26 protein-coding genes and 1 tRNA gene are annotated in these 26,760 nt (G+C 60.3%); 21 read left to right on the top strand and 6 right to left on the bottom strand.

Features of this window, described 5'->3' with window-relative positions:
* Nucleotides 1–45: 45 nt before the first annotated feature.
* The 5 genes from HMPREF3135_RS10800 (at nucleotide 46) to HMPREF3135_RS10780 (ending at nucleotide 4,097) form a co-directional block, all read left to right on the top strand.
* Nucleotides 46–825 carry a tRNA threonylcarbamoyladenosine dehydratase gene (locus HMPREF3135_RS10800; protein ID WP_016422512.1) on the top strand — a complete coding sequence of 260 codons (780 nt, stop codon included), beginning with the start codon at nucleotides 46–48 and terminating at the stop codon, nucleotides 823–825.
* Nucleotides 822–1,607 carry a TatD family hydrolase gene (locus tag HMPREF3135_RS10795; RefSeq protein ID WP_231367188.1) on the top strand — a complete coding sequence of 262 codons (786 nt, stop codon included), beginning with the start codon at nucleotides 822–824 and terminating at the stop codon, nucleotides 1,605–1,607. The genes HMPREF3135_RS10800 and HMPREF3135_RS10795 overlap by 4 nt, the downstream gene beginning before the upstream one ends.
* A gap of 83 nt (nucleotides 1,608–1,690) precedes the next feature.
* Nucleotides 1,691–1,763, top strand: a tRNA-Glu gene (locus tag HMPREF3135_RS10790).
* Nucleotides 1,764–1,873: 110 nt separating this feature from the next.
* Nucleotides 1,874–2,830 (top strand): lactate/malate family dehydrogenase, encoded by a 957-nt coding sequence (locus tag HMPREF3135_RS10785; protein WP_070439677.1) that lies wholly within the window; start codon nucleotides 1,874–1,876, stop codon nucleotides 2,828–2,830.
* Nucleotides 2,831–2,900: 70 nt separating this feature from the next.
* The gene (locus tag HMPREF3135_RS10780; RefSeq protein WP_246818346.1) at nucleotides 2,901–4,097 is read left to right on the top strand and encodes an acyltransferase family protein; all 1,197 of its coding nucleotides are present in this window, start codon (nucleotides 2,901–2,903) and stop codon (nucleotides 4,095–4,097) included.
* Here HMPREF3135_RS10780 and HMPREF3135_RS10775 read toward each other — a convergent pair.
* A complete protein-coding gene (locus HMPREF3135_RS10775; protein WP_070439675.1) occupies nucleotides 4,004–4,429 on the bottom strand; it encodes a carboxymuconolactone decarboxylase family protein in 426 nt (141 codons plus the stop codon). The genes HMPREF3135_RS10780 and HMPREF3135_RS10775 overlap by 94 nt on opposite strands.
* A complete protein-coding gene (locus tag HMPREF3135_RS10770; protein ID WP_246818345.1) occupies nucleotides 4,413–5,396 on the bottom strand; it encodes a LysR family transcriptional regulator in 984 nt (327 codons plus the stop codon). The genes HMPREF3135_RS10775 and HMPREF3135_RS10770 overlap by 17 nt, the downstream gene beginning before the upstream one ends.
* On the opposite strand from HMPREF3135_RS10770, the gene HMPREF3135_RS10765 reads away from it, so the two are divergent.
* Nucleotides 5,397–6,320 (top strand): TDT family transporter, encoded by a 924-nt coding sequence (locus HMPREF3135_RS10765; protein ID WP_070439673.1) that lies wholly within the window; start codon nucleotides 5,397–5,399, stop codon nucleotides 6,318–6,320.
* Here the strand turns inward: HMPREF3135_RS10765 and HMPREF3135_RS10760 are convergent, their stop codons facing one another.
* Complete coding sequence (locus HMPREF3135_RS10760) at nucleotides 6,321–7,511, bottom strand: MFS transporter (RefSeq protein ID WP_070439672.1); 1,191 nt, start codon at nucleotides 7,509–7,511, stop codon at nucleotides 6,321–6,323.
* The gene (locus tag HMPREF3135_RS10755; protein WP_016422526.1) at nucleotides 7,511–8,236 is read right to left on the bottom strand and encodes an IclR family transcriptional regulator; all 726 of its coding nucleotides are present in this window, start codon (nucleotides 8,234–8,236) and stop codon (nucleotides 7,511–7,513) included. The genes HMPREF3135_RS10760 and HMPREF3135_RS10755 overlap by 1 nt, the downstream gene beginning before the upstream one ends.
* Before the next feature lie 65 nt (nucleotides 8,237–8,301).
* Here HMPREF3135_RS10755 and leuC point away from each other — a divergent pair, with 65 nt between their 5' ends.
* The 4 genes from leuC (at nucleotide 8,302) to HMPREF3135_RS10735 (ending at nucleotide 14,293) form a co-directional block, all read left to right on the top strand.
* Nucleotides 8,302–9,729 (top strand): 3-isopropylmalate dehydratase large subunit, encoded by a 1,428-nt coding sequence (gene leuC / locus HMPREF3135_RS10750; protein ID WP_070439671.1) that lies wholly within the window; start codon nucleotides 8,302–8,304, stop codon nucleotides 9,727–9,729.
* Between the two features lie 62 nt (nucleotides 9,730–9,791).
* Nucleotides 9,792–10,382: a 3-isopropylmalate dehydratase small subunit gene (gene leuD / locus HMPREF3135_RS10745; RefSeq protein WP_049189541.1), complete on the top strand. Its 591-nt coding sequence runs from the start codon at nucleotides 9,792–9,794 to the stop codon at nucleotides 10,380–10,382.
* A 48-nt stretch (nucleotides 10,383–10,430) separates the two neighbouring features.
* The gene (locus HMPREF3135_RS10740) at nucleotides 10,431–11,822 is read left to right on the top strand and encodes a 3' terminal RNA ribose 2'-O-methyltransferase Hen1 (protein WP_070439669.1); all 1,392 of its coding nucleotides are present in this window, start codon (nucleotides 10,431–10,433) and stop codon (nucleotides 11,820–11,822) included.
* Between the two features lie 2 nt (nucleotides 11,823–11,824).
* Nucleotides 11,825–14,293 (top strand): polynucleotide kinase-phosphatase, encoded by a 2,469-nt coding sequence (locus HMPREF3135_RS10735; protein ID WP_070439668.1) that lies wholly within the window; start codon nucleotides 11,825–11,827, stop codon nucleotides 14,291–14,293.
* Nucleotides 14,294–14,297: 4 nt separating this feature from the next.
* Here the strand turns inward: HMPREF3135_RS10735 and HMPREF3135_RS10730 are convergent, their stop codons facing one another.
* Nucleotides 14,298–15,278 (bottom strand): NUDIX hydrolase, encoded by a 981-nt coding sequence (locus HMPREF3135_RS10730; protein WP_172954645.1) that lies wholly within the window; start codon nucleotides 15,276–15,278, stop codon nucleotides 14,298–14,300.
* 112 nt (nucleotides 15,279–15,390) lie between these two features.
* Here HMPREF3135_RS10730 and HMPREF3135_RS10725 point away from each other — a divergent pair, with 112 nt between their 5' ends.
* Both HMPREF3135_RS10725 and HMPREF3135_RS10720 read left to right on the top strand, forming a co-directional pair.
* Complete coding sequence (locus HMPREF3135_RS10725) at nucleotides 15,391–16,389, top strand: NAD(P)H-dependent glycerol-3-phosphate dehydrogenase (protein WP_016422532.1); 999 nt, start codon at nucleotides 15,391–15,393, stop codon at nucleotides 16,387–16,389.
* A 35-nt stretch (nucleotides 16,390–16,424) separates the two neighbouring features.
* The gene (locus tag HMPREF3135_RS10720; protein WP_070439666.1) at nucleotides 16,425–17,528 is read left to right on the top strand and encodes a D-alanine--D-alanine ligase family protein; all 1,104 of its coding nucleotides are present in this window, start codon (nucleotides 16,425–16,427) and stop codon (nucleotides 17,526–17,528) included.
* A 10-nt stretch (nucleotides 17,529–17,538) separates the two neighbouring features.
* On the opposite strand, the gene HMPREF3135_RS10715 is transcribed toward HMPREF3135_RS10720, so the two are convergent.
* Nucleotides 17,539–18,519, bottom strand: a complete 981-nt coding sequence (locus tag HMPREF3135_RS10715) for a DUF3515 domain-containing protein (protein ID WP_070439664.1) — start codon at nucleotides 18,517–18,519, stop codon at nucleotides 17,539–17,541.
* Nucleotides 18,520–18,630: 111 nt separating this feature from the next.
* Between HMPREF3135_RS10715 and HMPREF3135_RS10710 the strand changes: the two genes are divergently transcribed.
* Genes HMPREF3135_RS10710 through HMPREF3135_RS10670 form a run of 9 tightly spaced genes read left to right on the top strand, consistent with a single transcriptional unit; the run spans nucleotide 18,631 to nucleotide 26,723 of the window.
* Nucleotides 18,631–19,587 (top strand): thiamine-phosphate kinase, encoded by a 957-nt coding sequence (locus tag HMPREF3135_RS10710; protein WP_070439662.1) that lies wholly within the window; start codon nucleotides 18,631–18,633, stop codon nucleotides 19,585–19,587.
* 37 nt (nucleotides 19,588–19,624) lie between these two features.
* On the top strand, nucleotides 19,625–20,290 hold the full coding sequence (locus HMPREF3135_RS10705; protein ID WP_070439660.1) for a uracil-DNA glycosylase: 666 nt from the start codon (nucleotides 19,625–19,627) through the stop codon (nucleotides 20,288–20,290).
* 6 nt (nucleotides 20,291–20,296) lie between these two features.
* Nucleotides 20,297–21,823: a DAK2 domain-containing protein gene (locus HMPREF3135_RS10700; RefSeq protein ID WP_070439658.1), complete on the top strand. Its 1,527-nt coding sequence runs from the start codon at nucleotides 20,297–20,299 to the stop codon at nucleotides 21,821–21,823.
* A gap of 4 nt (nucleotides 21,824–21,827) precedes the next feature.
* Complete coding sequence (locus HMPREF3135_RS10695; RefSeq protein WP_070439655.1) at nucleotides 21,828–23,978, top strand: ATP-dependent DNA helicase RecG; 2,151 nt, start codon at nucleotides 21,828–21,830, stop codon at nucleotides 23,976–23,978.
* A 24-nt stretch (nucleotides 23,979–24,002) separates the two neighbouring features.
* Nucleotides 24,003–24,275, top strand: a complete 273-nt coding sequence (locus HMPREF3135_RS10690; protein ID WP_070439653.1) for an acyl-CoA carboxylase biotin carboxyl carrier protein subunit — start codon at nucleotides 24,003–24,005, stop codon at nucleotides 24,273–24,275.
* The gene (gene rsmD / locus HMPREF3135_RS10685) at nucleotides 24,276–24,842 is read left to right on the top strand and encodes a 16S rRNA (guanine(966)-N(2))-methyltransferase RsmD (protein WP_070439651.1); all 567 of its coding nucleotides are present in this window, start codon (nucleotides 24,276–24,278) and stop codon (nucleotides 24,840–24,842) included.
* A 45-nt stretch (nucleotides 24,843–24,887) separates the two neighbouring features.
* Nucleotides 24,888–25,361 carry a pantetheine-phosphate adenylyltransferase gene (gene coaD / locus HMPREF3135_RS10680; RefSeq protein WP_070439649.1) on the top strand — a complete coding sequence of 158 codons (474 nt, stop codon included), beginning with the start codon at nucleotides 24,888–24,890 and terminating at the stop codon, nucleotides 25,359–25,361.
* A 10-nt stretch (nucleotides 25,362–25,371) separates the two neighbouring features.
* Nucleotides 25,372–26,133 carry an SPFH domain-containing protein gene (locus tag HMPREF3135_RS10675; protein WP_038628626.1) on the top strand — a complete coding sequence of 254 codons (762 nt, stop codon included), beginning with the start codon at nucleotides 25,372–25,374 and terminating at the stop codon, nucleotides 26,131–26,133.
* Between the two features lie 29 nt (nucleotides 26,134–26,162).
* Nucleotides 26,163–26,723: a YceD family protein gene (locus HMPREF3135_RS10670; RefSeq protein WP_070439647.1), complete on the top strand. Its 561-nt coding sequence runs from the start codon at nucleotides 26,163–26,165 to the stop codon at nucleotides 26,721–26,723.
* Nucleotides 26,724–26,760 lie beyond the last annotated feature (37 nt).

Raw genomic sequence — 26,760 nt, 5'->3', positions numbered from 1 at the left:
CGGACACACTTTTCTTTACTTAACCCACTATGACCAGGGGCGACTATGACCAGTGAACGTTTCGCACGACTGAAGCTTCTCCTAGGGGAGGAGGGGCTAGAAACGTTGGCTGAATCTACCGTCATGGTTGTCGGACTCGGAGGCGTGGGGTCGAGTTGTGCCGAAGCTCTCGCCCGAGGCGGCGTGGGCAACCTCATCTTGATCGACGGCGATGTCGTAGAGCCGAGCAATCTCAACCGTCAGGCGCTGGCTTTTGTCTCCACGATTGGCCGGGTCAAAGCCGAGGTCATGGAGGCGATGGTTGCCGATATCAACCCGGATTGTACGACCTATGCCCGGCAGATTTTTCTTACACGCGAAAACCTGGCGGAGGCCTTCGAGCAGTTCCCGCGTCCGGATTACATCATCGACGCTATCGACGATGTCACCGGCAAGATTGAGATCGCGCAGTGGTGCGCGGAAAATCGCACCCACCTCATTTCCGCTATGGGTGGCGGAAATAAGCTCGACCCAGCTCGGCTAACCTTCTCGAAGATCAATAAGACTAAGGTCTGTCCGCTGGCGAAGGTCGTCCGTCAGGTGTGTATCCGCCGACGCATTCGCGGTCTTGAGGTGCTGTACTCATCCGAAGAGCCAGTGAGAATTGCGGACAAGGGCAGCGGTACCAAGGCGGAAACCCTCGGTACCATGAGCTACATACCGCCAATCATGGGGCAGATGCTGGCCGGAAAGGTCATTCGCCGTCTGCTCGGGTTCGAGGAAACCCCGCTGGCCCCGCGCATCGGCGGTCCGGCCGACGAAAACCAGCCACCAACGGAAAAATGATGCGGCTCATCGATACCCACTTTCACTACGATTTCCTGCCACCGGCTTCGCGCGAGTGCTTCAAAGCCGATATTGCGCAGGAAGGCGTGGAGATCATCGCGCAGACAGTCCGCCCCTCCGGATTTGTCGAGATAGAGCGCGAAAATCTCCCCATGGCCGCAGTCGGCTATCACCCGTGGTATATCGACGGCAACTACGAGCGCGAGCTTGAGATATTTCGCGAGGCCCTTCCACGCACCCGTTTCGTCGGTGAGATTGGCTTGGACTTCGCGCCCCGCAGGCTTGACGACGTTCCCGCCGAGACCCAAATCCACGTCTTCACAAGCATTCTCGATGCTGTCCGAGCCTCGAGCCAGCCGCATATTCTGTCCATTCACACAGTCCGCAGCGCCGATAGAGTGCTTGATCTGCTGGAACCACGCTTGGACTCCGACAAAGGGGTAGGGCTCGGTCAGAATCTCGTGCCCATCTTTCACCGTTTCGGTGGCACCAGCGATGAGCTGACCAGGCTTATCCGAGCCGGTGGCTATATCTCCGTCAATCCGCTCATGTTGCGGACCAAACGCGGACGGGCCTATGTGTCGCAGGTGCCCGTCGATAGGCTTTTGCTGGAAACTGACCTTCCGCACGAGCCTGGAAGCGGCTACGCGGCGGAGGCGGTCTCTGCCGAGGTCGTCGCGGCCTTGCGGGACACTGTCGCCGAGGTTGCGGCTCTGCGAAAAATGGATGAAGCGGAGCTTAAAAACGCACTGGCAAAAAATGTGGAAGCACTTGGAATTTAGCGCCTTGACCGGGCGATTTGCAGTTACTATCCACGTCTAGTGTATTGTTTAACAAGTCCGCAGCGCGCGGATGAAAGTTCTAAGCCCCGTTCGTCTAGCGGCCTAGGACGCCGCCCTCTCACGGCGGTAACACGGGTTCAAATCCCGTACGGGGTACAAAGATATATAGAGACAAGAGCCTTCACTCGTAATCGAGTGGAGGCTTTTGTCTTTCTGCTCACCCCTCCACCGCGGCACTGGATTTCCACAGTCCTAGTATCGAAACTATGAAACATTCAAAGCTCGTTTGTATTGGTCTCGGTCACGTCGGTTCGTATGTCCTGACATATGCCATGGAATCCGGGCTGTTCGCTGAGATTGCCACGATTGACACGGCACCAGGCGTCGCGCATGGCGAGGCTCTGGACCAATCCCAGTCCACTGGTGTTCCCGGCACGGACTATGTCAATGTGCATGCTGGCGACTACAGCGATTGTGCCGACGCGGATATGATTATCGTCGCTGCTGGTGCGTCCATTCTCCCTGATCCGGACGACCCGGATTCCCGTCCGGACCGTGCCGGATTAGCCAAGCTCAGCGGGGAAGTGGTTCGCGATGTCATGCCGGGAATCGTGAAGCATACGCACGATGCGATTGTCCTATTTATTACTAATCCGCTCGATGCGGTGGTGCACTTGGCACATACCGAGTTCGATTACCCCGCGGAAAAGCTCTTTGGCACCGGCACGATGCTAGATTCGGCCCGACTGCGGTGGGTAGTTGCCAAACAGCTCGGTATCGACCCGAAGTCAGTTACTGGCTACATGATGGGTGAGCACGGGCTTACGGCCGTCCCAATTTTGTCCACGCTGAACGTGCAAGGTGTGAGGTGGACAGAACTGGAAAAATGGCATGGCACGCAGTTGCCTTCACCGCAAGAAATTCAAGATGCCGTAGTCGGGGCAGCTTACGATGTTCTCAATGCCAAGGGCTGGACTAATGCCGGTGTTGCACGCTCCGCTTTGGAAATTGCCCGCGCGGTGATGCTGGATCAAAACAGCGTCCACCCGGTGTGTACACGCTTGGATGGTGAATACGGGTTGACGGATGTCTCGCTGTCGATGCCAGCGGTGATCGGCCGAGGTGGAATCATTCGTCGTATGCCGCCACAGCTAAACAGTTGGGAGCTGGAGCGACTGCGTGAATCTGCTCAGTACATCTTGAGCACCGTCGAGAACATGTAGAAGAAATTATGTAGATTCCACTTTTGCCGAAATAACACGGGGAAGTACTTTGCGCTCCTAAAATATTGGCATGAATTCGGCCAAGTCCACCTACGTTCCGGAGCTGACCAGCATCCGAGCCATCGGCGCGTTCGGCGTCCTGCTCACGCATGCCGCGTTTTGGACGGGCAATTACACCGGCGATTGGTGGGGGCGCCTCAACGGTCGATTCGAAATTGGCGTCACCATCTTCTTCGTGCTCAGTGCGGTTCTGCTCACAGGGCGCTGGCTCGGTTCGCCTGACGACGTCCCCGCGAACCGACCGGACTTGCGGAAGTATTTCACCAGCCGTGCGAAGAGAGTCCTGCCGGCCTACTGGATTGTGGTCACTGCGGCCTTTCTCATTCACACCGCAGACGACCCACCACCATCTGGTGGAGGGCTACAGGGCTGGTTGCGCACGATGTCGTTTACCCAGACGCTCCAATTCGGCTGGATTCACCCGGGCTTGTCGCAGATGTGGTCGATGGTGGTGGAAGTCGGCTTCTACTTGGTATTGCCGCTGGTGGGGCTTGGCATCTGGACGATCACAAAGGGGCGGCTACGGCCTGGTCCAACGTTGGCCATCATTATTGGTTTTGGCCTCATTGGCCCGGTCTGGACTGTGCTATCGCACCAGGAAGAGCTACTGCCAGTAGTGTCACGGCTGTGGCCGATGGCGTATTTCGACTGGTTCGCCATCGGCATGCTGCTGGCCTATGGGCGAAAGGTTGGCTGGCGCGTTAATTTGGCTGCAAGTTGGCTGATAGCGCTAGCGCTGTTTTTCCTATCCACGACCACGCATGTGGGGCCAGCAACCTTGGTGCCGGATGATGTCGATCAGGCGTTGTGGAAGACCACATTGTACGGCCTATCTGCTGGTGCATTCGTGGCCCCGATTGCGCTGGGTACGGAGGTAAGGTGGCTTCGTCATCCAGCTATGATTTGGCTGGGCGAAGTTTCCTACGAGTTCTTCCTCGTCCACGTGTTGGTCATGGACTGGGTGATGAAGACGATGGGTTATCAGACCTTCCAGGGCTCGATGCTGGCAGTGGCAATCGTTACCACTGTCATCACTTTGCCACTGTCGTGGCTGCTGCGCCGCATCACTGATGTGCTTACGCGGCGACCGGGGCCTGCGAGCCCGTGGGCTACCTACCGATCGTCGTCGTCAAACGGTCCGAGCTCAGCAACGAGCACTTCCTGCGCGACCTTCATCGCGGACAGTGCGGCCGGTGCGCCGCAGTAGCCGGAAGCGTGGACGATGGCTTCGGTGATCTCGGTGCGGGTCAGGCCGTTGGCGAGGGCACCCTTGATGTGGCCGCGCAATTCTTCGGTGGCGCGCAGAGCGACGAGCATTCCAATGTTGAGCAGGGAGCGATCACGCTTGGCCAGTCCTTCACGGCTCCAGACGGAGCCCCAGACGGTGGCGGTGATGTGCTTCTGCAGGGTCTCTCCGTCGGAGCCGGCGTTGCGAGAGAGGGCGGCATCGACGAATTCGTCGCCCATCACCTCGCGGCGAATTTGGATGCCGGCATCATAGCGGTCAGAGGAAAAGAGTTCATCATTGGGATTGCTCATGCTTGCTAAGTATAGGACTTGCAATGCGGATAAATTCCGAAATGTCCCCACTAGCTTTACTGCCACGACGCATAACCACGCTGAGGTTGCGAGTAAAAACGGTGTCGGTGGGGACAATGACGATGCGCCCAAGTGTTACCTGATCGCGGATTGCGCCACGGGCGATGATTGTTGGCGCTGCCAGCGCAATCATGCCGGCGCGCTGTGCTGAAAGGGAACCGAATTCGCCGGCGGGCTCGGTGAGAGTGCCGAGCGTATCTTCCACCACCTGCCGGCTGCCGGAACCGGGTTCGCGAATAACAAGCGGGGTAGTGCGCAGTTCTTCGGTGGATATTGCATTATGGACCGCAGCCCGCTCAGCCCACGGATGCCCCGTCGGCACGGCAAGGACCAGCTCATCGGTGCCGATGACCTGTTCCTGGAGGTCGTGACGACCAGCCTCGCCCTCCACCAGGCCGAAGTCCACCGCACTGTCGGCGACCAATTGCCGCACCTCGCGAGAGTTCGCCTGCACCATTGACAGTTTGACTGCGGGATGTTGCCGGTGGAACTCGGCGGCCCAAACGGGGTAGTAGAGCTCCGCGACGGTATTGGACACCGCGAGGGTGAGGTGGCGGGGGACATCGTCGGAACGCAAGCTGGCGGCAATACCCGAAAACGTGTGACAGGCGGCGAGGAGGTCTGGCAGGGCGTCGATAAGCACGTGCCCGTTTTCCGTAGGGGTGACGCCGTAAGGAGAGCGTTCGAAGACGGTGATTCCCAGCGCTTTTTCCGCCCGCGCGATGCGTGCGGACATGGTCTGCTGATTGATGCCTAGCTCACGCGCGGCCTTCGAGATTGAGCCTGCGCGGGCGGCTGCGAAAAGTGCTTCGAGCTCGGCTAGGGCAGCGGGGTACATACGTCCATGGTACCCCTCACATGATGTGGTGATAGCTGTCAGCAGGGCACGAGCCAATACGGTGAGCACATGACCAATTCCTCGAGTCGTGATGTGCTGGCGCCCGCCGGACCCGCGTGGGCGGGGTCGCTGATGGGCACTTCTATCTTCGCCACCCTTGCGCACACCCATGGCGTGCCGGTGATTCCGCAGCTACTTCTTGTTATTGCGGTCGGCATTCTCGGCTTTATGGTGGTGGGCTGGTTGCGCTATAAAAATCCGCCTTTCCGCTCGCAGCTTATGGCGCCGTGGGGCATGCTGTCGATGGGCATTATGGCTCTCGGTAGCGCTGCGACTGCGCTATCTAGTAACTCATCGTGGCAGTTGATCTCCTGGTGGATTGGCGCACCGCTGGCAATTTACGTCAGTCTGCGGCAGCTGCAAGGTTTCGAAGGCGAGCCAACTTTTCAGTGGGGTCTCGCGCTGGTCGCCCCGATGGTGGCGGCGACAAGCGGTGCGCAGCTCGGCGCCGACTACGGCACCTTCTATCACGTCTGCGGGCAAATATTCTTCTGGATGGCGCTAATCACCGTCCTGCCAATCCTGGTGCGCTGCTACGTCGCATTGTTCCGCGGCACCATGCGCATCCCCGATACCATCGCCGGTACTGCCTGGATTCCGCTCGGCGTTGTCGGTCAGTCCACGGCCGCCGCACAGCTGCTTTTCAATCGAACTTTCGCTGTCGTTTACGGCACCACCGTGCTCATTGTCGGCATCTTCCTCGCTGCCATCGCTTTACGACGATTCACCCGCGCCGTAATCCGTTGGGCCGGCTACAGCCCTGGTTGGTGGGGGTCGACCTTCCCGGTGGGCACGCTGAGTCTTGGTACGCACAGCCTGGGTGACACTACCGGCGTGCAGTGGCTATACGTGGCCAGCGCTGGGCTGCTGTGTTTGCTGGCTGTGCACTGGTGCGCGTGCGTGGCTCGATTTGTTTGGTGGGCGCGGAGCTAGCTAGTCAAGCTCGACCCGCACCCGCCCGTGGCGGTTCTGGTCTTCTCGTGGCGCAATACCCAGCGCGGCGGCGGGGAACAGAGCCGTGACGGCAAACAGTGCGGGGAAACCCGCAGCGGCCACAATCGCACCCGAAACCGGAGGCGTTGCAGCGTAGATAATGTTCTGGAACGTGTTCTGCGTACCCATAGCGCGTCCGGACCAGAAGGGGCCTGCGTATTCAGCAACTGCGGTGAAGGCAAGACCATTCGGGCTGACCACGGCAACGGCCAGTGCGCAGACCAGCACAGTGCCAAGTGTGCGCCAATCAGCCCAGCTGGCAATCATCATTGCGACAGCCAGGATAAAAGTCGCACCCGAGACCCAGCGGTAGGGGCGGATGCGGGACCGAACGCGGTCGGAGACCACACCCATCAGTGCTCGCGATCCGGCACCGAGCAGCTGTGCGACCATCACAACCGTGCCCGCCGTGCTATCGGCATAACCCACGGACAACAGCCACACCAGAATGTAGGCGCCCATCATCGACTGCGGCCAGGACAGCAGCGCCGAGGCGATATGGATGCGCACAAGGTATTTGCCGTCGCGGTAAGGGCTGGCCGTGACGGTGGGGTTCGAGGCATCAGGGCGCGGGGGATTCTTTACTCCAACCAGCACAAGCAACGCCAGCACAGCGCACAGAATTGCGGGCATCGCGAGTGCGACACCGATGCTGTAGTTCTGCGCGAGAGGGTGCAGGGTTACCGCTGATAGTGCAGCGCCAAGGGGCTGAGCCATTTGGCGAATGCCCATCGCAGTACCGCGTTGATGCGGCGGATACCAGCCCGACACCACGCGGCCGGATGCAGAATTCACGCTCGCCGCCGCACATCCAGCGAGGAAGAGCGCAGCCCCGAGCAGGGCCGGGCTTGACGACGAAGCCAGCGCCGCAAGCCCCGTCGTCAAGGCGGTAGAAGTCAAGCCTGCGAACAGAGCTGCGCGTTCGCCGTAGCGGTCGACAAACCAGCCCCAGGCGATGAGTGTGAAAACAATACCGGCCGCCGGCATTGCTGCGACGAGACCGGCGGCGGAGAGGCTTAAACCGTTTTCCTGCAGGGATGGGATGAGAAAAGGCACACCCATGTGAACGACGGACGAACCGACCGCCGCGAACATGGACAGAAGTAGGACAAGGTGACGGTAAGCGGGCATTACAGTCGGGAGCTCATCTCCTCAGCGGCGGCGAGAACCTTTGCGCCCCAGCATTCATAGGGCGACGGAGTCATGCGCTCCACGGGGCCGGAGACGGACAGGACTGCAATCATGCGGTGGTTGCCGTCGAAAACCGGGGCGGAGACAGAAGCGAGTGCGGGGTCGCGCTCGCCCATGGATTCGGACCAGCCGAGACGTCGGCAGTCGTCGAGGTCCTGTTCGTTGAAGTCGGCATCGGGCAGCATGCGCTCAGCGAGATTGGCCGGGCCAAAAGCCAGGAGAACGCGTGCGGCGGAACCGGCGGTCAGTGGCATGCGAGAGCCAACTGGCACGGTGTTACGCAGGCCGGTGGCGGGCTCCATGGAGGCAATGCAGGTGCGGGTGTCGCCGGTGAGACGGTAGAGCTGCACGGACTCTCCGGTGACCTCTACCAGCTTCGGCAGGATGTGCGCTGCGGCGTCGGCAAGCAGGTCAGTTGTGACGGGCGTGATCTCGGTGAGCCCGGGGCCCGTCGTCCAGCGGCCGTCCGGAGTGCGGGTGACAAGGCGGTGCACTTCCAACGCCGTGGCCAGCCGATGGGCGGTGGCGCGGGGCAGGCCGGTGTCGTCGCAGAGCTCGGCGAGGGTGCGTGGAGTTTCTGCAACAGACTTGAGAATGAGTACCGAACGGTCGAGAACTTTAATACCACTTAGAGCTGGCGTCTCGGATGTGCTAATCTGTCCCATGCCATGATATTAACATCTCATTCCTTGAGATAAAAGAGATATATCCGGAAGGCGGCTCACCCACTATGCGCACCACGGACACCAGCCCGAAGACTCTGGCCGAGAAAGTCTGGCGTGACCACGTAGTCAAGCAAGGCGACAACGGCGAACCAGATTTGATTTATATCGATCTGCACCTCGTCCACGAGGTTACCTCGCCACAGGCTTTTGATGGCCTCCGTCTGGCAGGGCGCAAGGTGCGCCGCCCGGATTTGACCATCGCAACCGAGGACCACAACGTTCCGACTACTGTCGCCGGCGGCAAAATCAATCTGATTGAGGAACCGACCTCTCGTACCCAGATTGCCACACTGCGCAAGAACGCTGAGGAGTTCGGTATCCGCCTGCATCCGATGGGCGACCGCGAGCAGGGTATCGTGCACGTCGTCGGCCCACAGCTGGGCCTGACTCAGCCGGGCACCACCGTCGTCTGTGGTGACTCGCATACCGCCACCCACGGGGCTTTCGGTGCTATGGCCTTCGGTATCGGTACCTCCGAGGTTGAGCACGTTCTGGCTACCCAGACCCTGCCGCTGAAGCCTTTCAAGACCATGGCGGTCAACGTCACCGGCGAACTGCAGGATGGTGTTACCGCCAAGGATTTGATTCTGGCGATTATCGCCAAGATTGGCACCGGCGGTGGTCAGGGCCACGTTATTGAGTACCGCGGCGAGGCCATCGAGAAGCTGTCGATGGAAGCTCGCATGACCATCTGCAACATGTCCATCGAAGCCGGTGCCCGCGCCGGCATGATTGCTCCGGACGAGACCACCTTCGAATACCTGAAGGGGCGCCCGCACGCGCCGCAGGGCGAGCAGTGGGACGAGGCTGTCGCATACTGGAAGTCCCTGGTTACTGACGAGGACGCGAAGTTCGACAAGGTCGTCGAAATCGACGGTTCCGCGCTGACCCCATTCGTTACCTGGGGTACCAACCCGGGCCAGGGCGTGCCGCTGGGTGAGACCGTGCCGGACCCGGAGTTCATCGCTGAGGACTCCGACCGCATCGCCGCCGAACGTGCACTGGAGTACATGGATCTGAAGCCGGGCACCCCGATGCGCGACGTTAAGGTCGACGTTGTCTTCGTCGGTTCCTGCACCAACGGCCGCATCGAGGACATGCGCGCCGTCGCCGACGTGCTGAAGGACCGCAAGGTTGCCGACGGCGTCCAGATGCTCATCGTGCCGGGCTCCGCAAAGGTCCGTGCGCAGGCTGAGGAAGAGGGACTGGGCAAGATCTTCGAAGAGGCAGGCGCTGAATGGCGTATGCCGGGCTGCTCCATGTGCCTGGGCATGAACCCGGATCAGCTGACCCCGGGCCAGCGTTGCGCTTCGACCTCCAACCGCAACTTCGAGGGCCGTCAGGGCAAGGGTGGTCGTACCCACCTGGTTAGCCCTGCCGTCGCCGCAGCTACCGCAGTCGTCGGTCACTTCGCAGCACCGGCTGATCTCTAACTGACTCTAACCGCCGATCTTTGTACAACAGACCCAAGCAGAACTTCTAAGGACCTTTCACCATGGAAAAGTTTGATACTCACACCGGCGTCGGCGTTCCCCTGCAGCGATCCAACGTCGACACCGACCAGATCATCCCGGCCGTCTACCTAAAGCGCGTCACCCGCACCGGATTCGAGGATGGCCTGTTCAGCAACTGGCGCAACAATGAGTCCGACTTTGTGCTCAACCGCCCGGAGTACGCAAAGGGCTCCGTCCTCGTAGCAGGGCCGGACTTCGGTACCGGTTCTTCCCGTGAGCACGCCGTGTGGGCACTGATGGACTACGGCTTCCGCGTCGTCATCTCCTCCCGCTTCGCCGACATCTTCCGCGGAAACGCGGGCAAGGCGGGGTTGCTCGCCGCACAGATGCAGCAGTCCGATGTCGAGCTGCTGTGGAAGCTGCTGGAAGCTAACCCGGGCATGGAGCTCACCGTCAACCTGGAGACCCGCACCGTCGAGGCAGGTGAGCAGGTCTTCCCGTTCGAGGTCGACGACTACACCCGCTGGCGTCTGATGGAAGGGCTTGACGACGTCTCCCTGACCCTGCGTAACGAAGCGGACATTGTGGCCTACGAGGAGAGTCGTCCGGCCCACAAGCCTAAGACGCTGTAGGTCAAAAAATGCTCTAGTCCAATCCGCGGTAGGCGTTAGACTTGCCGTATGTATCTGGCAATCACTAAACACTCTCGGCTCGGTGAATCTTCGCCTGCTGAATCGGCACGCGATTTGGGATTTGTTTTGCGAAAGCATCCCGATCGCGTGCATGAGTCCGAGTTAAAGTTCGGTGTTGCCAGAGTCTTTTTCCCCACGGCTACCGATGCCGAATGCACGGCAGCCCTTTGGGTTGATATTGACCGTGATGAGCTGCTGAAACTCAAGCAGTACCGCGCTGATACGTTCAATCTGACCGGCTACATCAATGACCGGCAATGGGCCGCGTCATCGCTTATGACAGTGGCGCTGAAGTCCGTCTTCTCCACGGCGATGGTCATGGAAAAGCCCTCGCCTTACGACGAAACCCCGAGCGACCTCACCGCGACAGTCGCCGCGGTACCCGGCACCGAGGAAGAAATCCGGGCTCTGTTCGAACCGCTGGGGTGGAACGTCGCCTGCGATTTTTCGAACAATATTGCCGGCCAGAAGTTCTCACCGACGATAACGCTTTCGGGTAGGGCAACCGTCCGCGATTTGCTCAATCACCTGTATATTCTGCTGCCCGTCCTCGACGGTGGGAAACACTATTGGGTCGATGACCGGGAAATCGACAAGCTCGCCGCGCGTGCGCGGGACTGGCTACCGGAGCACCCACAGCGGGAGAGAATCCTGGGGCGCTATCTTGCGGATCAAGAAGGCCTGGTCAACGAGGCTGTCGTGAAGCTTGCTGGGGAAGCCGCTGCAATCGAACTGCCCCGCGGTGACCAGCCAGCCAAGCCACTTAATCGACAGCGCCAAGAGCGAGTACTGCGTGAAGTACTTAGCCTGCGCCCGCGCAGTGTAGTCGACATCGGCTGCGGTTCCGGCGTGCTACTGGGGCCGATGCTGGAGAATCCGCGAATCGCGCAGATCGTTGGTACCGATGTTTCTGTGGGGGAGCTTCGTAAGGCGCACAAGGCGCTGAACCTAGATCGCATGCCGGAGCGCCAAGCCGCGCGGGTTGAGCTTTTCCAATCCTCGGTCACCTATGTCGATGAGCGCATTGCGAACATGGACGTGGCAATCCTGATGGAGGTCATCGAGCACATTGATGCCGACCGGCTGCCCGCGTTGGAGAACAACGTCTTTGGGCTCGCACGCCCGCAGTATGTCATCGTCACCACCCCAAATAGTGACTACAACGCTTGCTACCCAAACCTAGAGCCTGGACAGTTCCGGCACCTCGATCACCGTTTCGAGTTCAGCCGCGCGGAATTTCGTCAGTGGGCCAGGGGCGTGGCCGAGAAGTTCGGTTATCTGGTGGACTTCGACGGTATTGGGGACGTGCACGAAACTTACGGCCAACCAACACAAATGGCGGTCTTTTCCTACGACTTCACCGCAGCAGAGGAGAGCTAACTATGAGTACCATCTCACTTCCTAACCTCAGCTTGGTCATGCTGGTCGGTGTCTCCGGTGCTGGAAAGTCTACCTTTGCGGCACGACACTTCGGCCCGTTTGAAGTCGTATCCTCGGATACTTGTCGCGGCATTGTTTCCAACGATCCGAATAACCAGGCGGCGACGGCGCCTGCTTTTGAGCTGCTGGAGACGATCGTCGGCAAGCGGCTGGAAGCAGGCTTACTCACCGTGGTCGATGCGACGAATGTGAAACCGCAGGACCGCGCCCGGCTCGTGAAGCTGGCGCGCAGACACCATGCGCTCAGTGCTGCTATCGTTTTGAATCTTCCGTTGGCGGAGGTGAAGGAGCGGCACAGGCAGCGCACTGACCGCAACTTCGGAGTAGAGGTGTTGGAGCGCCAGCACCGTGACCTGCGCCGAGGGCTCAAGCACCTGAAGCGCGAGAAGATTCACAACGTTTTCATCTTGAATTCCGCGGAGGAAATCGACAACGTCACCATTGAACGTGTGCCGCTGAAGGTCGATCGCAGCGATCTCCACGGCCCTTTCGACATCATCGGCGATGTCCACGGTTGCTTCGACGAGCTGACCGCACTGCTGGAGAAGCTCGGCTACGAGCTCTCGGCGGATGGCAGCAATGCTCATCACCCAGATGGCCGCAAGGCCATTTTCGTTGGTGACCTCGTTGACCGCGGCCCCAATAGCCCAGCCGTCTTGAAGCTGGTCATGGGGATGGTCTCGGACGGCAATGCTCTCTGCGTGCCCGGAAACCACGACTCTAAGTTGGTGCGCGCCCTCGACGGCCACAACGTCACCACGGGCCACGGGCTGGCCGAAACGCTCACTCAGCTCGCCGACGAAAGTGAGGAATTCCGGAAGGACGTCCGCGACTTCATCGACCACTTGCCGGTGCACTATGTGCTGGATGACGGCGCCCTGGTCGTAGCCCACGCGGGACTGCCTGAGCACCTCCATGGCAGGGCCTCCGGCAAGGTCCGCGAGTTCGCGCTCTACGGTGCGACTACTGGCAAGCGTGATGAAAATGGCCTGCCAGAACGTTTGGATTGGGCAGCGGACTACCGCGGTTCCGCTCGTGTTGTCTATGGCCACATGGAAGCAGACCGCCTGCGTTGGGTCAATAACACCATGTGCATCGACACTGGTTGTGTCTTCGGCGGCAAGCTCTCTGCGCTGCGCTATCCGGAGCTAGAGACCGTGCAGGTCGATGCAAAGCAGACCTGGTGGGAGGCTCCATCCCGCAAGACCACCAATCGCTCGGAGTCCGAACTGCGCATCACTGACGTGTTGGACGTCGATGGTATCCAGACTGGCCGGCATGGCCGCATCCGCATTGATAGTGACCGCGCGGCTGCAGCGCTGGAAACTATCAGCCGTTTCACGCTCGCACCGGAGAAAATTCCGTACCTGCCACCGACAATGTCACCGGCGCCGACCTCGCAGCGAGAGGGATTCTTGGAACACCCGGAGGAGGCATTCCGCTACTACGCAGCGCACACTGACCAGGTCATGTGTCAGGAAAAGCACATGGGTTCCCGAGCTGTGCTGTGCCTGATTCGGCCAGGGGCGAAGACTCGTTTCGGTGCTAGCTCGTACGCCTACACCCGGACGGGGCGTGCCTTCTTCGACGACACGACCCCGGTACTTGATGCCATGACCAAGGCCGCAGAGCGCGCCGGGCTTTTCGACCAATTCGGCGATTGGATTCTGCTCGACGGCGAAATGTTGCCCTGGAATCTCAAGGCCCAAGGGCTTATCGACGACATCTATGCACCCACCGCTGCCGCTGGTATCGGTGCAGGGAGGCAGCTCGCGGCCGCTCTGCAGGCGGCAACCGACAGGGGAGTAGAGGTCAGCGGTCCTACTCCAGAACAGACTCTGGACGAGCTCCAGAAGTTCCGTGCTGCCTACAACCGATATGTCGACAGCGACAACAAGATTCAGTTTGCACCCTTCCAAGTGTTGGCAAGCGAGGATGCCACCTGGCACCACAAGCCCCACTCATGGCACCTGGATATTGCGAATCAGCTGGTCGCAGCAGACAGTGAGATCTACCGGCAGACGCGCTGCTTCGTCCTCGACCCCAGTGACCCGGAACAGGTGGAGGTCGCATCGAAGTGGTGGTTGCAGCTGACAGAGGCCGGCGGGGAAGGGGCCGTCGTCAAGCCAATGGAAAACGCAGAGACGTCGCGTCAGGTGCAGCCCGGCATGAAGGTGCGCGGACGGGAGTATCTGCGAATGATTTACGGGCACGACTACCTGCACCCGCAGCGTCAAGAGCGGCTGAAGCGGCGAAATTTGCAGCACAAGCAGTCATCGGCGCTGCGCGAATATGCCCTCGGCATCGAGTCGCTGGAGCGCCTAGCGGCGGGCGAGCCTCTGCATCGGATCCATGTTCCTGTCTTCGGCGTGTTGGCGCTGGAGTCAGAGCCGATGGATCCGAGGTTGTAGGGGGCTACTTCACCGGCAGCGCCGAGGCGTAGTAATCAGCCGTGGTCATTACACCGTCGTTGAATCCCAGCACCCAGGCAGAGCCCTTCTTGCACAGGATTTCCTCGTCGAAGGGCAGGGTGCCCTCAGCGGACCAGGCGGCAAGCAGGTCTGGGATGGTGATGCCCTGAGAGCAGATGACGCTGACTCCGCCTAGCGCGACAATGTCTTCGAATGCCTTCTTGGACTCAACCTGGTTGGCAATCCAGTGCTCGTCGCCAAGCCGTTCGTCGACTGTGACCTGCATGCCCAGCTCTGCGGCGAGTGGCGCGACGGTGTCCTGGCAACGCACGGGCTCGGCGGAGTAGATCCGCTCGGGGCGGAAGCCTTCCAGGGCAGAGACGAGCAGTTCCGCTTGACGACGTCCCTTCTTATCCAGTGGCCGCAGTGCATCATTGCCGTTCCAGTTGGTGCGACGGTGCGCACGCCCATGGCGAACCAGAATGAGACGGGTGTCCGGTTCCTTGTTCATGCGCTTGCGGGCCTTGACCAGCACGTCGCGGTCGAGGTCGTAGGACAGCAGCTCCTCGGCTTCGTCCCAGGAGACCCAACGAAGCTCGTTGACCTCGGAGTTCTGTTCGAATTCGCCGTCTAGAACCTCAGCGGTCCAGTACCAGACCAGCTTCGTGCGTCCGGCGACAGGGTAAGAGACGTTGCCGACGAGCTTGCCCAGACGGACGCGGTAGCCGGTCTCTTCCCAGATTTCGCGGACAGCGGTGGCAATGAGGTTCTCGCCGGCGTCGAGCTTGCCTTTCGGCAGCGACCAGTCGTCGTAGGAGGGACGGTGAATCACGCAGATTTCAGGGTTGTGGACATCGCCGCGCCATAGAACCGCGCCGGCCGCGAAGGTCGGCTTGGTGACATCCTGACCTGGCTTCGTTGGAATCTGGCGCAGGCGACCGGTCACGGAGGTATCGCCCTTGAGGTCCTTGTCCTCTTCGTGCATCATCGTGAATTCCCTTTCAATCCTTTGTCGCCGACCTAGTTTAGTATCGCAGTGTGAGAACGTCTCGCTAGACTTGTTGGAGATTAGAGACTAACGGAGGAAGGTCGCGGCGATGGTGCAGGTTTCAGTGATGGGTGCGGGCTCGTGGGGCACGACGCTCGCCAAGGTTTTTGCTGATGCGGGCAATCCTGTACGGCTGTGGTCGCGACGTGCGGAGCAGGCACAGCGTATTCAGATCAGCCGCGAAAACCACGACTACCTGCCTGGTCTGGGGCTGCCGCGCAACATCGAAGCCACCTCGGATGCAGAGGCCGCGCTGAAGGGCGCGGATGTGGTGGTGCTGGGTGTGCCCTCGCAGACTCTGCGTGACAACCTCAAGGTCTGGAAGGACTTCATCGGGCCGGAGACGATTCTGCTCAGCCTGGCCAAGGGTGTGGAGCGCGAGACACATCTGCGCATGAGTGAGGTCATTGCGGAGGTCACAGACCTGCCAGCAGAGCGTATTGCGGTGCTGTCCGGCCCGAACCTCGCCCGCGAGGTTGCGATGGAGCAGCCAGCGGCAACGGTCATTGCTTGCGCTGATGAGAACAATGCCAAGATGATTCAGGCGGCAGTTGCCACTAATTACTTCCGCCCGTACACCAACACCGATGTGATCGGCTGCGAAATCGGCGGTGCCTGCAAGAACGTCATTGCGTTGGCCTGCGGTATGGCCGCTGGTCAAGGATTGGGTGAGAACACGCTGGCAACCATCATCACCCGTGGCCTGGCGGAAATCACGCGTCTGGGCGACGCGGTTGGTGCAGAAGATAAGACTTTCGCGGGATTGGCGGGCCTCGGTGACTTGGTGGCCACTTGTTCCTCGCCGCTGTCGCGTAACCGCACCTTCGGTGACCGTCTCGGTCGCGGTGACACGATGGAGCAGGCGCAGCACGCTACGCGCGGTCAGGTGGCTGAGGGTGTGATTTCTTCAATCTCGGTCCGTGACCTCGCTCGTCGCAATGGCGTGGAAATGCCAATTACTGAGGCCGTTTACGCCGTCTGCCACGAAGGCGCGAAGGTCGATGAGACAATTCGCAAGCTGATGGGGCGAAGCCGCAAGTCGGAGTAACCACTTCAACGAGGTCGGGGCTAAACTAAGTCACCATGACTTCGTCGAATAGCTCGTCTGCAGATCGCATTTCCGTCGCCGTCATCTACGGTGGCGCAAGCCCTGAGCACAGCGTCTCCTGTGTCTCGGCTGGCGCAATTATGGATCACCTGGATGAGGACCGCTTCCGAGTGGTTCCCATTGGTATTACCAAGGATGGTGTCTGGACCGTCGGCACGCGTGAGACGGATACGCTGCGCACGCAGGGGCGTACGATGCCTGAGGTCATCCCGGGCGAGGAGGTTGCGCTGAGCACCTCGCCGTCACGCCGCGGTGAATTCCGCTTTGTCACCGGTGATCGCGCCGGCGAGGTTTTCGACACCGTCGACGTCATCTTCCCGGTACTCCACGGTCCGCACGGCGAGGACGGCACGATTCAGGGGCTCTTTGAGCTTTCCGGCATTGCTTATGTCGGCCCGGGCGTGCTCGCTTCCGCGGCGGGAATGGATAAGGAACGCACGAAGAATCTCTTGCAGGCAGCGGGGCTTCCTATCGGCAAGCAGGTTGTTTTGCATGTCGGCGAGTCGCTTTCCGACGAGGACAAGGAGCCCCTTGGCCTGCCGGTGTTCGTTAAACCTGCTCGTGGTGGATCGTCGATTGGCATTTCCCGCGTGGATGATTGGGCGAATCTGGATGCGGCGGTAGAGCTGGCCCGAGAGCACGACTGGAAGGTCATTGTAGAGGCCGGTGTAGACGGCGCCGAAGTGGAGATTGGTGTGCTGCAGCGTGCTGACGGCAGCCTGCAGGTATCAGTTCCGTCGTTGCTGCGTGGCACGGAGGACTCTGACGAGGGCTTCTACGGTTTTGAGACCAAGTACTTGGATGATGTCGTCTCGGCGCAGATCCCGGCTGAGCTGCCGGAGGATGTTTTGAAGGCACTGGACACGGATGCTCGTCGGGCGTTCAGGGCACTGGGCTCTGATGGTCTGACTCGCGTGGACTTCTTTGTCACGGATAATGGCCCGATTATCAATGAGGTCAACACCATGCCGGGCTTTACCCCGATTTCGATGTACCCGCAGATGTTTGCGGCCTCAGGTGTAGCCTACGAGGAGCTGCTCAGCGCCCTGATTGAGCGGGCGCTGGTAGCTCGTCGATAGAAGTTGGTTCTTACTTTTCTTCGCTCGGCGAGATGTTCTCCAGGTTGTCAGCGATGACCGAGGAGAGCACCGGCATCAGTGAGCTGGCCTCCGACATCGGCATTTCAACGGCGACGAAGCGCTCCCGGCCCATGGCGTACCAGGTGGCGGAGGTACCGGAGGAAAGCGTTGGTTCGTTGAACCAGACAATGTCGCCAACCTGCGTCAGCTGCTGCGTGGTGGTGCTATAGCCAGCCGGCTCGTCGACACCACAGCGCAGCACCACCGGATCGGCTGGGGTGCCGCCCCAAATGACCATGTCCTTCGGCATGTCAGCCGGCATTTCCTCTGCGCTCAGACGGTGACGGTTGCCAAGCTCGCGGGGGAGGGCAGCCTCCAAGCCGCTACAGCGCTTATCAGCTTCCGGAGCTGCCAATTCTGCCAGCGGGACACCGCCTCGCTCCGGTTTGTTCTTGTACTCGGAATCCGGGCGCAGCGCCTCGGCGAGATCACGCAGTGCGTCCTCCGCCTTTGCATTTCCTTCGGCGGTAATCGCAACCACTGGCTCACGGCCGACGGTGAACCAAGTCGCCAAAGATTCGTCGGTACTGTCGACAACGCGCAGCCACGAAATGCCCTTGACCTCTTCGGTCTTGCCCAGTTCGTTGTACTGGCTAGGTACGTTCGCGCCACAGCGCAGCGTGATGCGGTCTTGTTCCAAGTTTCGGTACACAGCGGCACCTTCTGGAGCCGGCTCTGCAATGTCGGCGCGAACCAGACCTGCGGCGCGATCTGGCAGTCGGTCGAGCAGTTCCGCACACTCGGGCGAGTCATTGGCGGGAAGCTCCGGGTTGGAAATCGCGACTGGCTTTGTCGCCTGATTATCCTGGTAAATCTTTGCGGCAAAAATGATGCCGAGGATAGAGATAATGGCGATAGCGAGTGCGATGCCCGCGCGTGTCCGGCTACCCTTGGACTGAACTGTTTCTCCCGATGGGGGTGCGTCTACCATGGGCCTGATTCTACGTTGTCCGGTACCAACTCCAATTGGTTGGGGGCAATACCGAGACGGGTTCCGCTATTAACGGTTAACCATCGACTATTAGGAATGTGACTCGATACTGTGACTGAATTGACCATTGGCGATATTGGCGAGTTTGGGGTCATTGAGGCCATCCGGGCTATCGCCCCGTCGGCACGCAATGGCGACGATGCCGCCGTCTTGACGCAGACAACCCCCAACGCCCGTTTTGTCACTTCCACCGACATGCTGGTGGAAGGGCGCCATTTCCGCCTGGACTGGTCGACACCTCAGCAAGTTGGAGCTAAGGCCGCAGTACAGAATTTCGCCGATATCGAATCGATGGGTGCGCGTCCAACGGCCATGCTTTTCGCCATCTCAGCACCGTTGCATACTCCGGTGAGTGTGGTCACCGGTATCGCCGAGGGGTTGTGGCAGGAAGGCAAGCAATGTCCTGCGGAGCTTGTCGGTGGTGACATGGTCAGCGGAGATTCTCTGGTGATTTCCATCACAGCAATCGGCGAACTCGGTGGGCTGGGGCGGCCGCTGCTGCGCTCAGCGGCACGCGCGGGGGATACGGTGATTGCGTCGGGGCGCATCGGCTACTCTGCAGCGGGCCTTGCGCTGCTGCAACACTGCGGAAGCCCGGCAAAGGTTCCAAGTGAGTTTGCGCAGCTGGTAGCAGCACACTGTACGCCCGAATTTGAATACCGCAGGGGTGCCACGGCGCGAGCCACAGGCGAGCGTTCACTAACGGACAATTCCGATGGACTAGTGGTGGATCTCCGTGCTATTGCGCAGGCCTCCAGGGTTACTTTGGAAGTTGACAGCAGTGCGATTGCGCCCGATGAGTTGCAGATTGCCGCTGGCGAATACCTCGACGTCGATCCATGGGAGTGGGTGCTCACCGGCGGGGAGGACCACACACTGATTGGTTCGACACCGGGGGAGCCTCCGACGGGGTTCCGCGCTATCGGCACGGTGTCGAAGGAAAAGTTCGATTCGGTGCTTATCGACGGCAAACCTCCTGCCCGCGATGCCGGTTGGGTTTCCTTTTAAGAGTTCGACGAGGTTTTGAGAAGAAAGGCTGTATGACATGGATCCGTTGCCGGTCGAAGAAGGGTGGCAGAAGGTGCTGGAGCCAGTGGCCGATGACATCCACCGGATGGGGCAGTTCCTGCGCGAGGAAAACGCGGCCGGCTACGGTTACCTGCCCGCGGGCACCGATGTGCTGCGCGCCTTTACTTATCCATTCGATGAGGTCAAGGTGCTCATTATCGGTCAGGACCCGTACCCGACCCCGGGGCATGCGATGGGGCTTAGCTTCTCGGTCCAGCCGGATGTGAAGCCGGTACCGCGGTCGTTGGCGAATATTTTTAAGGAGTATTCCTCCGACCTGGGGCTCCCGACTCCCTCCAACGGTGACCTCACTCCGTGGAGTAGGCAGGGCGTAGCTCTGTTCAACCGTGTGTTGACCGTACGTCCGGGTGCTGCTGCCTCGCACCGCGGTAAGGGCTGGGAGGCAATCACGGAGCATGCCATCAAAGCATTGGTCGCCCGTGATCAGCCTCTCGTGGCCATTCTGTGGGGACGCGACGCGCAGAGTTTGCAGCGTTGGCTCCCCGGCGTGGACTGCATCTGTTCGCCGCACCCGTCACCGCTGTCGGCATCCCGTGGGTTCTTCGGGTCGCGTCCGTTCAGCCGGGCCAATGAGTCGCTGATTCGTCAGGGAGCTACCCCTATCGACTGGACGCTAGAATAGGAATTCATGTCTTTGCAGATTGGTTCTGCCGCCATTGTCGGCTGGGTTGCCCGGGGGATTGACGCGCTTCAATCCCGCCGCGATGAGATCAACAGTCTCAATGTCTTCCCAGTACCGGATTCCGATACTGGGTCGAATATGCTCGCGACGTTGAGTTCGGCCTATGAGGAAGCGCAAAAGGCTGACGCTTCCGATGTTCGCGCAGTCACCGCGGCCCTAGCTGCCGGTGCAGTGCGCGGCGCCCGCGGTAATTCAGGCACTGTGCTCTCGCAGGTTTTTCGCGCGGTGGCTGAGGCTGCCTCCGGTAGTGGCATTGGCGTTGAGTCGGTACAACACTCGCTAAAGCTAGCTGTGCAACATGTTTCCCAAGCGATTGCCAATCCGGTGGAGGGCACGATTCTGACAGTCCTGCGGCACGCCGCGATTGCCGCGGAGGAATTTGAGGGCGACTCGATTGAGGAACTCGCCGACACAATCGCGGATGCCGCTCGCGACGCGCTGGCGAAAACCCCCAGCCAGCTCCCGGCACTGCAGCAGGCGGGCGTGGTCGACGCCGGCGGCGCGGGGTTGGTCATTCTGCTCGACGCGCTTGCCGACGAAGTCAGCGGCCGCGCAGCCGCACCGGTCGATTTGCATGTCGACGCGCCACACGTAGCCACCGTTGAAATGGAGGTCATGTACCTGATTTCCTTGGGGGATACCCAGGCGGTGGAAGTGCTGCGAGAGCGGTTGAACCCGCTGGGCAATTCGCTCATCATCGCAGGTGATGCTGGTAATGCGCAGACCGCGCAGTACATGGTGCACATCCATACAGTGGAGCCGGGCGCGGTTATCGAGGCAGCACTTGACTTCGGTCGTCCGGAACGCATCCGTATCGAGGTGCTCGATGAGCCGGCACCAACACCTGAGTCCACTCGCATCCTCATTGCGGTAGTGCCGGACGGTCCGCTGAATGATCTCATCACCTCCTCGGGAGCGATTGCTATCAGCCCGACCCCCGCTCCGACTCCCACATCCCCTCCCACAGATCGCGCAGCCATCGCCGACCAGGAGTTCGCTGACAATGTGGTCACCAAGGCGCTGACTGCCATGCGGGGTGCGGATGAGGTAATCCTGCTGCCAAATGGGCTGGTCAGCGACCAGGAATTGGCGGATATCGAATTCGCTGCTGCCGCGGCTAATCCGACTCTCGCGGTAGTGTCCACAGCCTCCATTCCGGCTGGCCTTGCTGCCTTGGCCGTGCATTCGGCTGAGCTGCCGCTGGCGGTTGCTGCGTATGCGATGGGAGAGGCCGCCAATGGCACGCGAACGGCTGTAGTCGCTGCGGACGTCGATAAGCCCCTGACTGACGCGCTCACAGAGACCATCTCAGACCTGTTGGCTGGCGGCGGGGAACTAGTGACTCTGCTGCTCGGGCGCGGAGCTGAGGGCGTTGACATAGCGCAAGTGCGGGCACGGCTGGACAAGCCTGTGGAGGTCGTAGCCTACGATGCAACCGGCATCGATGAGCTGGTGCAGGTAGGAATCGAGTAGCACGATGCTCGGATGGCTCGGCTCGGATTATGCGCGCACGCCCCTGAATATCGTGGTGGGGCCAAAGATTGCAAAGAAGCTGCATACGGCTTTTGGTATGGAGACCGTCTCGGATGCGCTGACGAACTTCCCAAAGCGCTACGTGGCGCAGGGTAAGAGCTTAGATGTGTCATTTTCCGACATTGGCGACACCATCACCACAGTCGTGGAGGTGCACAGCATTTCGCCAGCGCCCGCCTTCGCCGATCGACGCAAGCCACTGAAAATCTATGTCAGCGACGGCGTGCGCATTCTTCCGGCCGCGATTTTCGGTGCCGAATGGCTGCGCAATATGCTGCACCCCGGTGTGCGTCTGCTCATTGTTGGCACGCTCAGCGAGTTCCGCAATGAGCTACAGCTGAAAAATGTTGATTGCATGGTGCTCAAAGCCGACGGTTCGGTAGGCGCAGCCACTGGCAAGCTGGCCACGCTGACGAAGACAGCCAAGGGGATTGCGGAGATGCAGCGGTTGCTCACGCGTCCTTACTTGCCCATTTACCGTGGCCGCAAAGGAGTAGCGGGTATTCACCTGGCTCTGTACATGCAGCGCATCCTCGAATGGTTGCCGCTGCAGCCAGACCCGTTGCCCGCCGCACCGGAGGGACTTACCGATTTCGATTCCGCGCTGCGTGGCGCACACTTTCCCTCCATCGCGGGCCCCGACATCGCGCTTGCCCGACTGAAGTACGACGAAGCGCTTGAGCTCCAGCTCGCCGTTGGTGCACGCAAGCGTACTCAAGCGAGCCTCACCGCGCCGGCCTGCATGGAAGTCGCCGGGGGACTTCGCGACGAGCTACGCCGGGGGTTGCCGTTTTCGCTTACCGACGGTCAGGTCGCGGTCGCAGCCGATATTGCGCACGATATGGCGAGGCCTAACCCAATGAACCGCCTGCTAGCAGGTGAAGTTGGCTCGGGTAAAACCGTGGTGGCCCTGCTGGGAATGCTGCAAGCAGTCGATGCCAGCAGGCAGTGCGCGATGCTGGCGCCGACGGAAGTCCTGGCCCAACAGCACTACCGATCGCTGACAGCGATGCTGGAGCAAGCCGGAGTAGCAGTGACTGTACGACTGTTGACGGGATCGATGTCGACGAAGGAGCGCCGGGCAACCCTGTTGGAGGCAGTCAACGGGGAGGCTGACATTGTCGTCGGCACGCATGCCCTGCTCAGTGAGGGCGTGGAGTTCTTCGATCTCGGGCTGGTGGTCGTCGATGAGCAGCACCGCTTTGGTGTGCGCCAGCGCGATCAGCTGCGAAGTAGGGGACGGGGTGGAATGACACCGCATCTGTTGGTGATGTCGGCAACCCCGATTCCGCGCACGGTAGCGATGACCATTTTTGGCGACCTCGCAGTTTCGCAGTTGACGGAATTGCCACGGGGACGTCAGGAAATCCAATCCTTTGTCGTACCGACGCTGGAAAAGCCGCGCTGGGAGGCACGAACCTGGGAGCGGATTGGGGAAGAAGTGGCCAAGGGCAACCGCGCCTTCATTGTCTGTCCCCGCATTACCCGCGACGAGGAACAGTTCCTCGACGAGTCCGTGGAGGCGGTGTTCGACCGAGCGAGGAAGAAACTGCCCGGTGTACGTATCAGTCAGTTGCACGGCAATATGGCACCGGAGGACAAAGACCGCGTGATGCAGGCCTTTGCCACAGGACAGCTGGATGTGCTGGTGGCCACCACAGTTATCGAAGTCGGCGTGGATGTACCAGAGGCCACGATCATGATGATTCGCCGCGCCGAGAGCTACGGCATCTCGCAGATCCACCAGCTGCGCGGTCGTGTCGGCCGTGGTGACCGTGGTGGACTGTGCTTCCTGTGTACACACACGCATTCACAGACACCAGAGCGCACCCGGCTAGATCGCATTGCCGCCACCACCGACGGCATTCAACTGGCGGAGTTGGACCTGGCCACGCGTAGTTTCGGCGATCTGCTCGGCGATGACCAATCGGGACTGGCAACAGGCCTCGGCCTGGTGGACCTCACCACCGACGGCGAGATCATCGAGCGCACCCGACACGATGCCACGGCTCTCCTCGACAGTGATGAAAGGCTTGTGGGAGAGCTTATCTCCGATATCGATGAAGAGCAGTCGAACTACTTGGACCGCTCCTAGTAAGACCAAAGTAGACTGTTGGGCATGGTAAATGTCTGTGCACCTTTTGCAGGAGTAGTCCGCTGGGAGGTCGCCGAGAAAGACTCGGTGACGACCGGTCAGGTTATTGCGGTCGTGGAGGCCGTCAAGCTAGAAGCGCCGGTTTTAGCGCCCTGCCCGGGCACGGTCGCGGAGGTGGCGGCAGATCAATTTGTGGATGTCGAAGGCGGTCAGCTGCTGGCACGAATCACGCCAGCAACTCACAGCGCCACGGCACAGCACAACGGCAACGAGAACACATCGCACGAAGGGAAGTAGATGACCCGCATTATTGCAGGTGAGGCGCGCGGTCGCAGACTAGTCGCACCCAAGGGAGAGACCACTCGGCCAACCAGTGACCGCGCGAAAGAAGCCATCTTTTCATCCTGGTCCACACGCTTTGGGTTAGAGGGAACTCGCGTTCTCGACTTATTCGCGGGCTCAGGTGCGCTCGGTTTGGAAGCGGCTTCCCGTGGCGCGCGTTCCGTCGTATTGGTGGAAAACGACCCGAACGCCATTGCCGCCATTGAAAAGAACATTCGCACCGTGGGGCATCCCGATGTGGCCGTGTCTCCGATGAAAGTGTCGTCGTACCTTGCGGGCGCGCCGGGCGAGCCTTTTGACCGCGTCATCGCTGATCCTCCCTACGAGCTGGCGGGGGAGGCCGTTACAGAGATGTTGGAGGCTCTGCGCAGCTTCCTCGCGCCGGGCGCGGTCGTGACTGTGGAGCGTCACCGAGATGACGAGGAGACGCAGTGGCCCGAGGGCTACGAGCAGCTCCAGCAGAAGCTGAAGCGTCGCATTCACGGTATGGCGCGCTTCGACACCGCTATCTACAACGCTTAACGTTCTTCTTTACGCTTTACGACGGCCAAAGGTGGTTTGACCTCTATGACCCACGCATGCTGCCCCGGTTCCTACGATCCCATGACTTCTGGTCACCTCGATGTGATTGAGCGTGCCGCGCGTCAATTCGATCAGGTGACCGTGTTAGTTACCCACAACCCGAATAAGCAGGGCATGTTCAACGTCGAAGAGCGCATGGACCTTATTCGGCAGTGCACGCAGCACTTGGACAATGTGCGGGTGGACTCCTGGTCGAAGCTGTTGGTGGACTACACCTCCGCGCAGGGGATTACCTGCCTGGTCAAGGGACTGCGCTCGGCAGCAGACTACGAGTACGAGGCTCCTATGGCACAGATGAATCGGCGCATGACTGGCATTGAAACTCTCTTTGTGGAGGCTGATCCGAAGTACGGTCACGTGTCGTCGACACTGATGAAGGAAGTTGTTCGGTACGGCGGTTCGGTGGAAGGCCTAGTTCCTGAGCCTGTCTTGCACGCCCTGCAGCTCAGACTGAAGTAGCATGTAAGTCATGTTTCGCGTCTTCGAATCTCTTGATGAACTGGTCCAGATCCTAGAAGAGGCACACGGCGTGCCACTGTCGGCCAATTGTATGGTCCCGCGTCAGCGTGTTCTCGAGTTGCTCGATGAACTGAGGGATGCTTTCCCGGCTGAGCTCGATGACGCGCAGGATGTCTTGGACCAGCGGGATGAGATTATCAACGATGCTGAAGCCCGGGCGAACAACACCATTTCGTCTGCGGATGAAGAAGCCCATCGTATTGTCGACGAGGCAGAGGCCCGCGCTAACCACACCGTCGAGAATGCCAATGCTCACGCGGCTGGCACCGTTGCGGCCGCTGAGGACGACGCCCGTCGTCTCCGCGAGGATGCTCAGCACGAGTACGACAACATTGTGGATCGTGCTTCTGCCGAGTCCGATCGCCTGATTCACGCTGGTAACGAATCCTACGAGCGTTCCGTTGCGGAAGGCCGTGAGGAGCAGGCTCGCCTGGTCGCTGAGTCGACGGTCGTCCGCGAGGCCAACGACGAGGCGAATCGTCTGCTGTCCGACGCACACGCGGATTCCTCTCGCCTCCGCGAAGAGTGTGACCGTTACGTTGACTCCAAGCTCGCCGAGTTTGAGCAGACCCTCCAGGAGACCCTGCGCAATGTCGGTCGCAATCGCTCTGTACTGCGTTCAGGGGCCGGTGCCGTCGGCGGTGGTGCAGGGGCGCAGAACGCGCCGTCTTCCTTCTCCGAGGGGCAGGAACGCCGCCGGTACGAGCGTTAGCGCATCTTCGGGGTAGACTGAGGTCTATCATGACTGACTCATCCCCATTTGTTCTGGACGTTTCGACATGTCTGCAGGGCGGCATGCCCGAGCAGTTCCGCAAGGTAGGCGATAGCCCAGTCCGCGTTGGTGTCGAGATGATTGGCATCGCCGCTGGCGAGGAGGTTGTCGTTGACGGCATTGTCACGAACCTCGGCAGTGGTGTCATGGTTGACGCGACTGTGACTGCCAAGGCCACCGGCGAGTGCGTGCGCTGCCTAGCCCCGCTGAATCCGGAGCTCAGCTTCCATATTTCGGCTGTCTTTTCCAACAACGAGGACTTCATCACAGGCGACGGTGCCGAGGAAGAAGACCTCGAGGACGAAGTTGGTCAGATCGTCGACAATACGGTGGATATCACTCAAGCCGTCATCGATGAGGCGGGCTTGAATCTGCCCTTCAATCCGACCTGTCTGGATTTCGATTCCAGCTGTGCTGAGTCGGACTCGGAAGTGCCGGAACCAGACGGCATCTCGGGTGAAGAGGAGCGTATTGATCCGCGTTGGGCTGGCCTGGCGGAAAAGTTTGGCTCGCTCGGCGACGAGAAGTAATCGACGACGACTTAGACGAAGACTTTAAAGGAGATAT

It is taken from the genome of Corynebacterium sp. HMSC14H10 (assembly GCF_001807105.1).
Classification (GTDB): domain Bacteria; phylum Actinomycetota; class Actinomycetes; order Mycobacteriales; family Mycobacteriaceae; genus Corynebacterium; species Corynebacterium jeikeium_D.
Note: the sequence above shows the minus strand (reverse complement) of the source record. Positions and strands in the feature narration are given on the sequence as shown.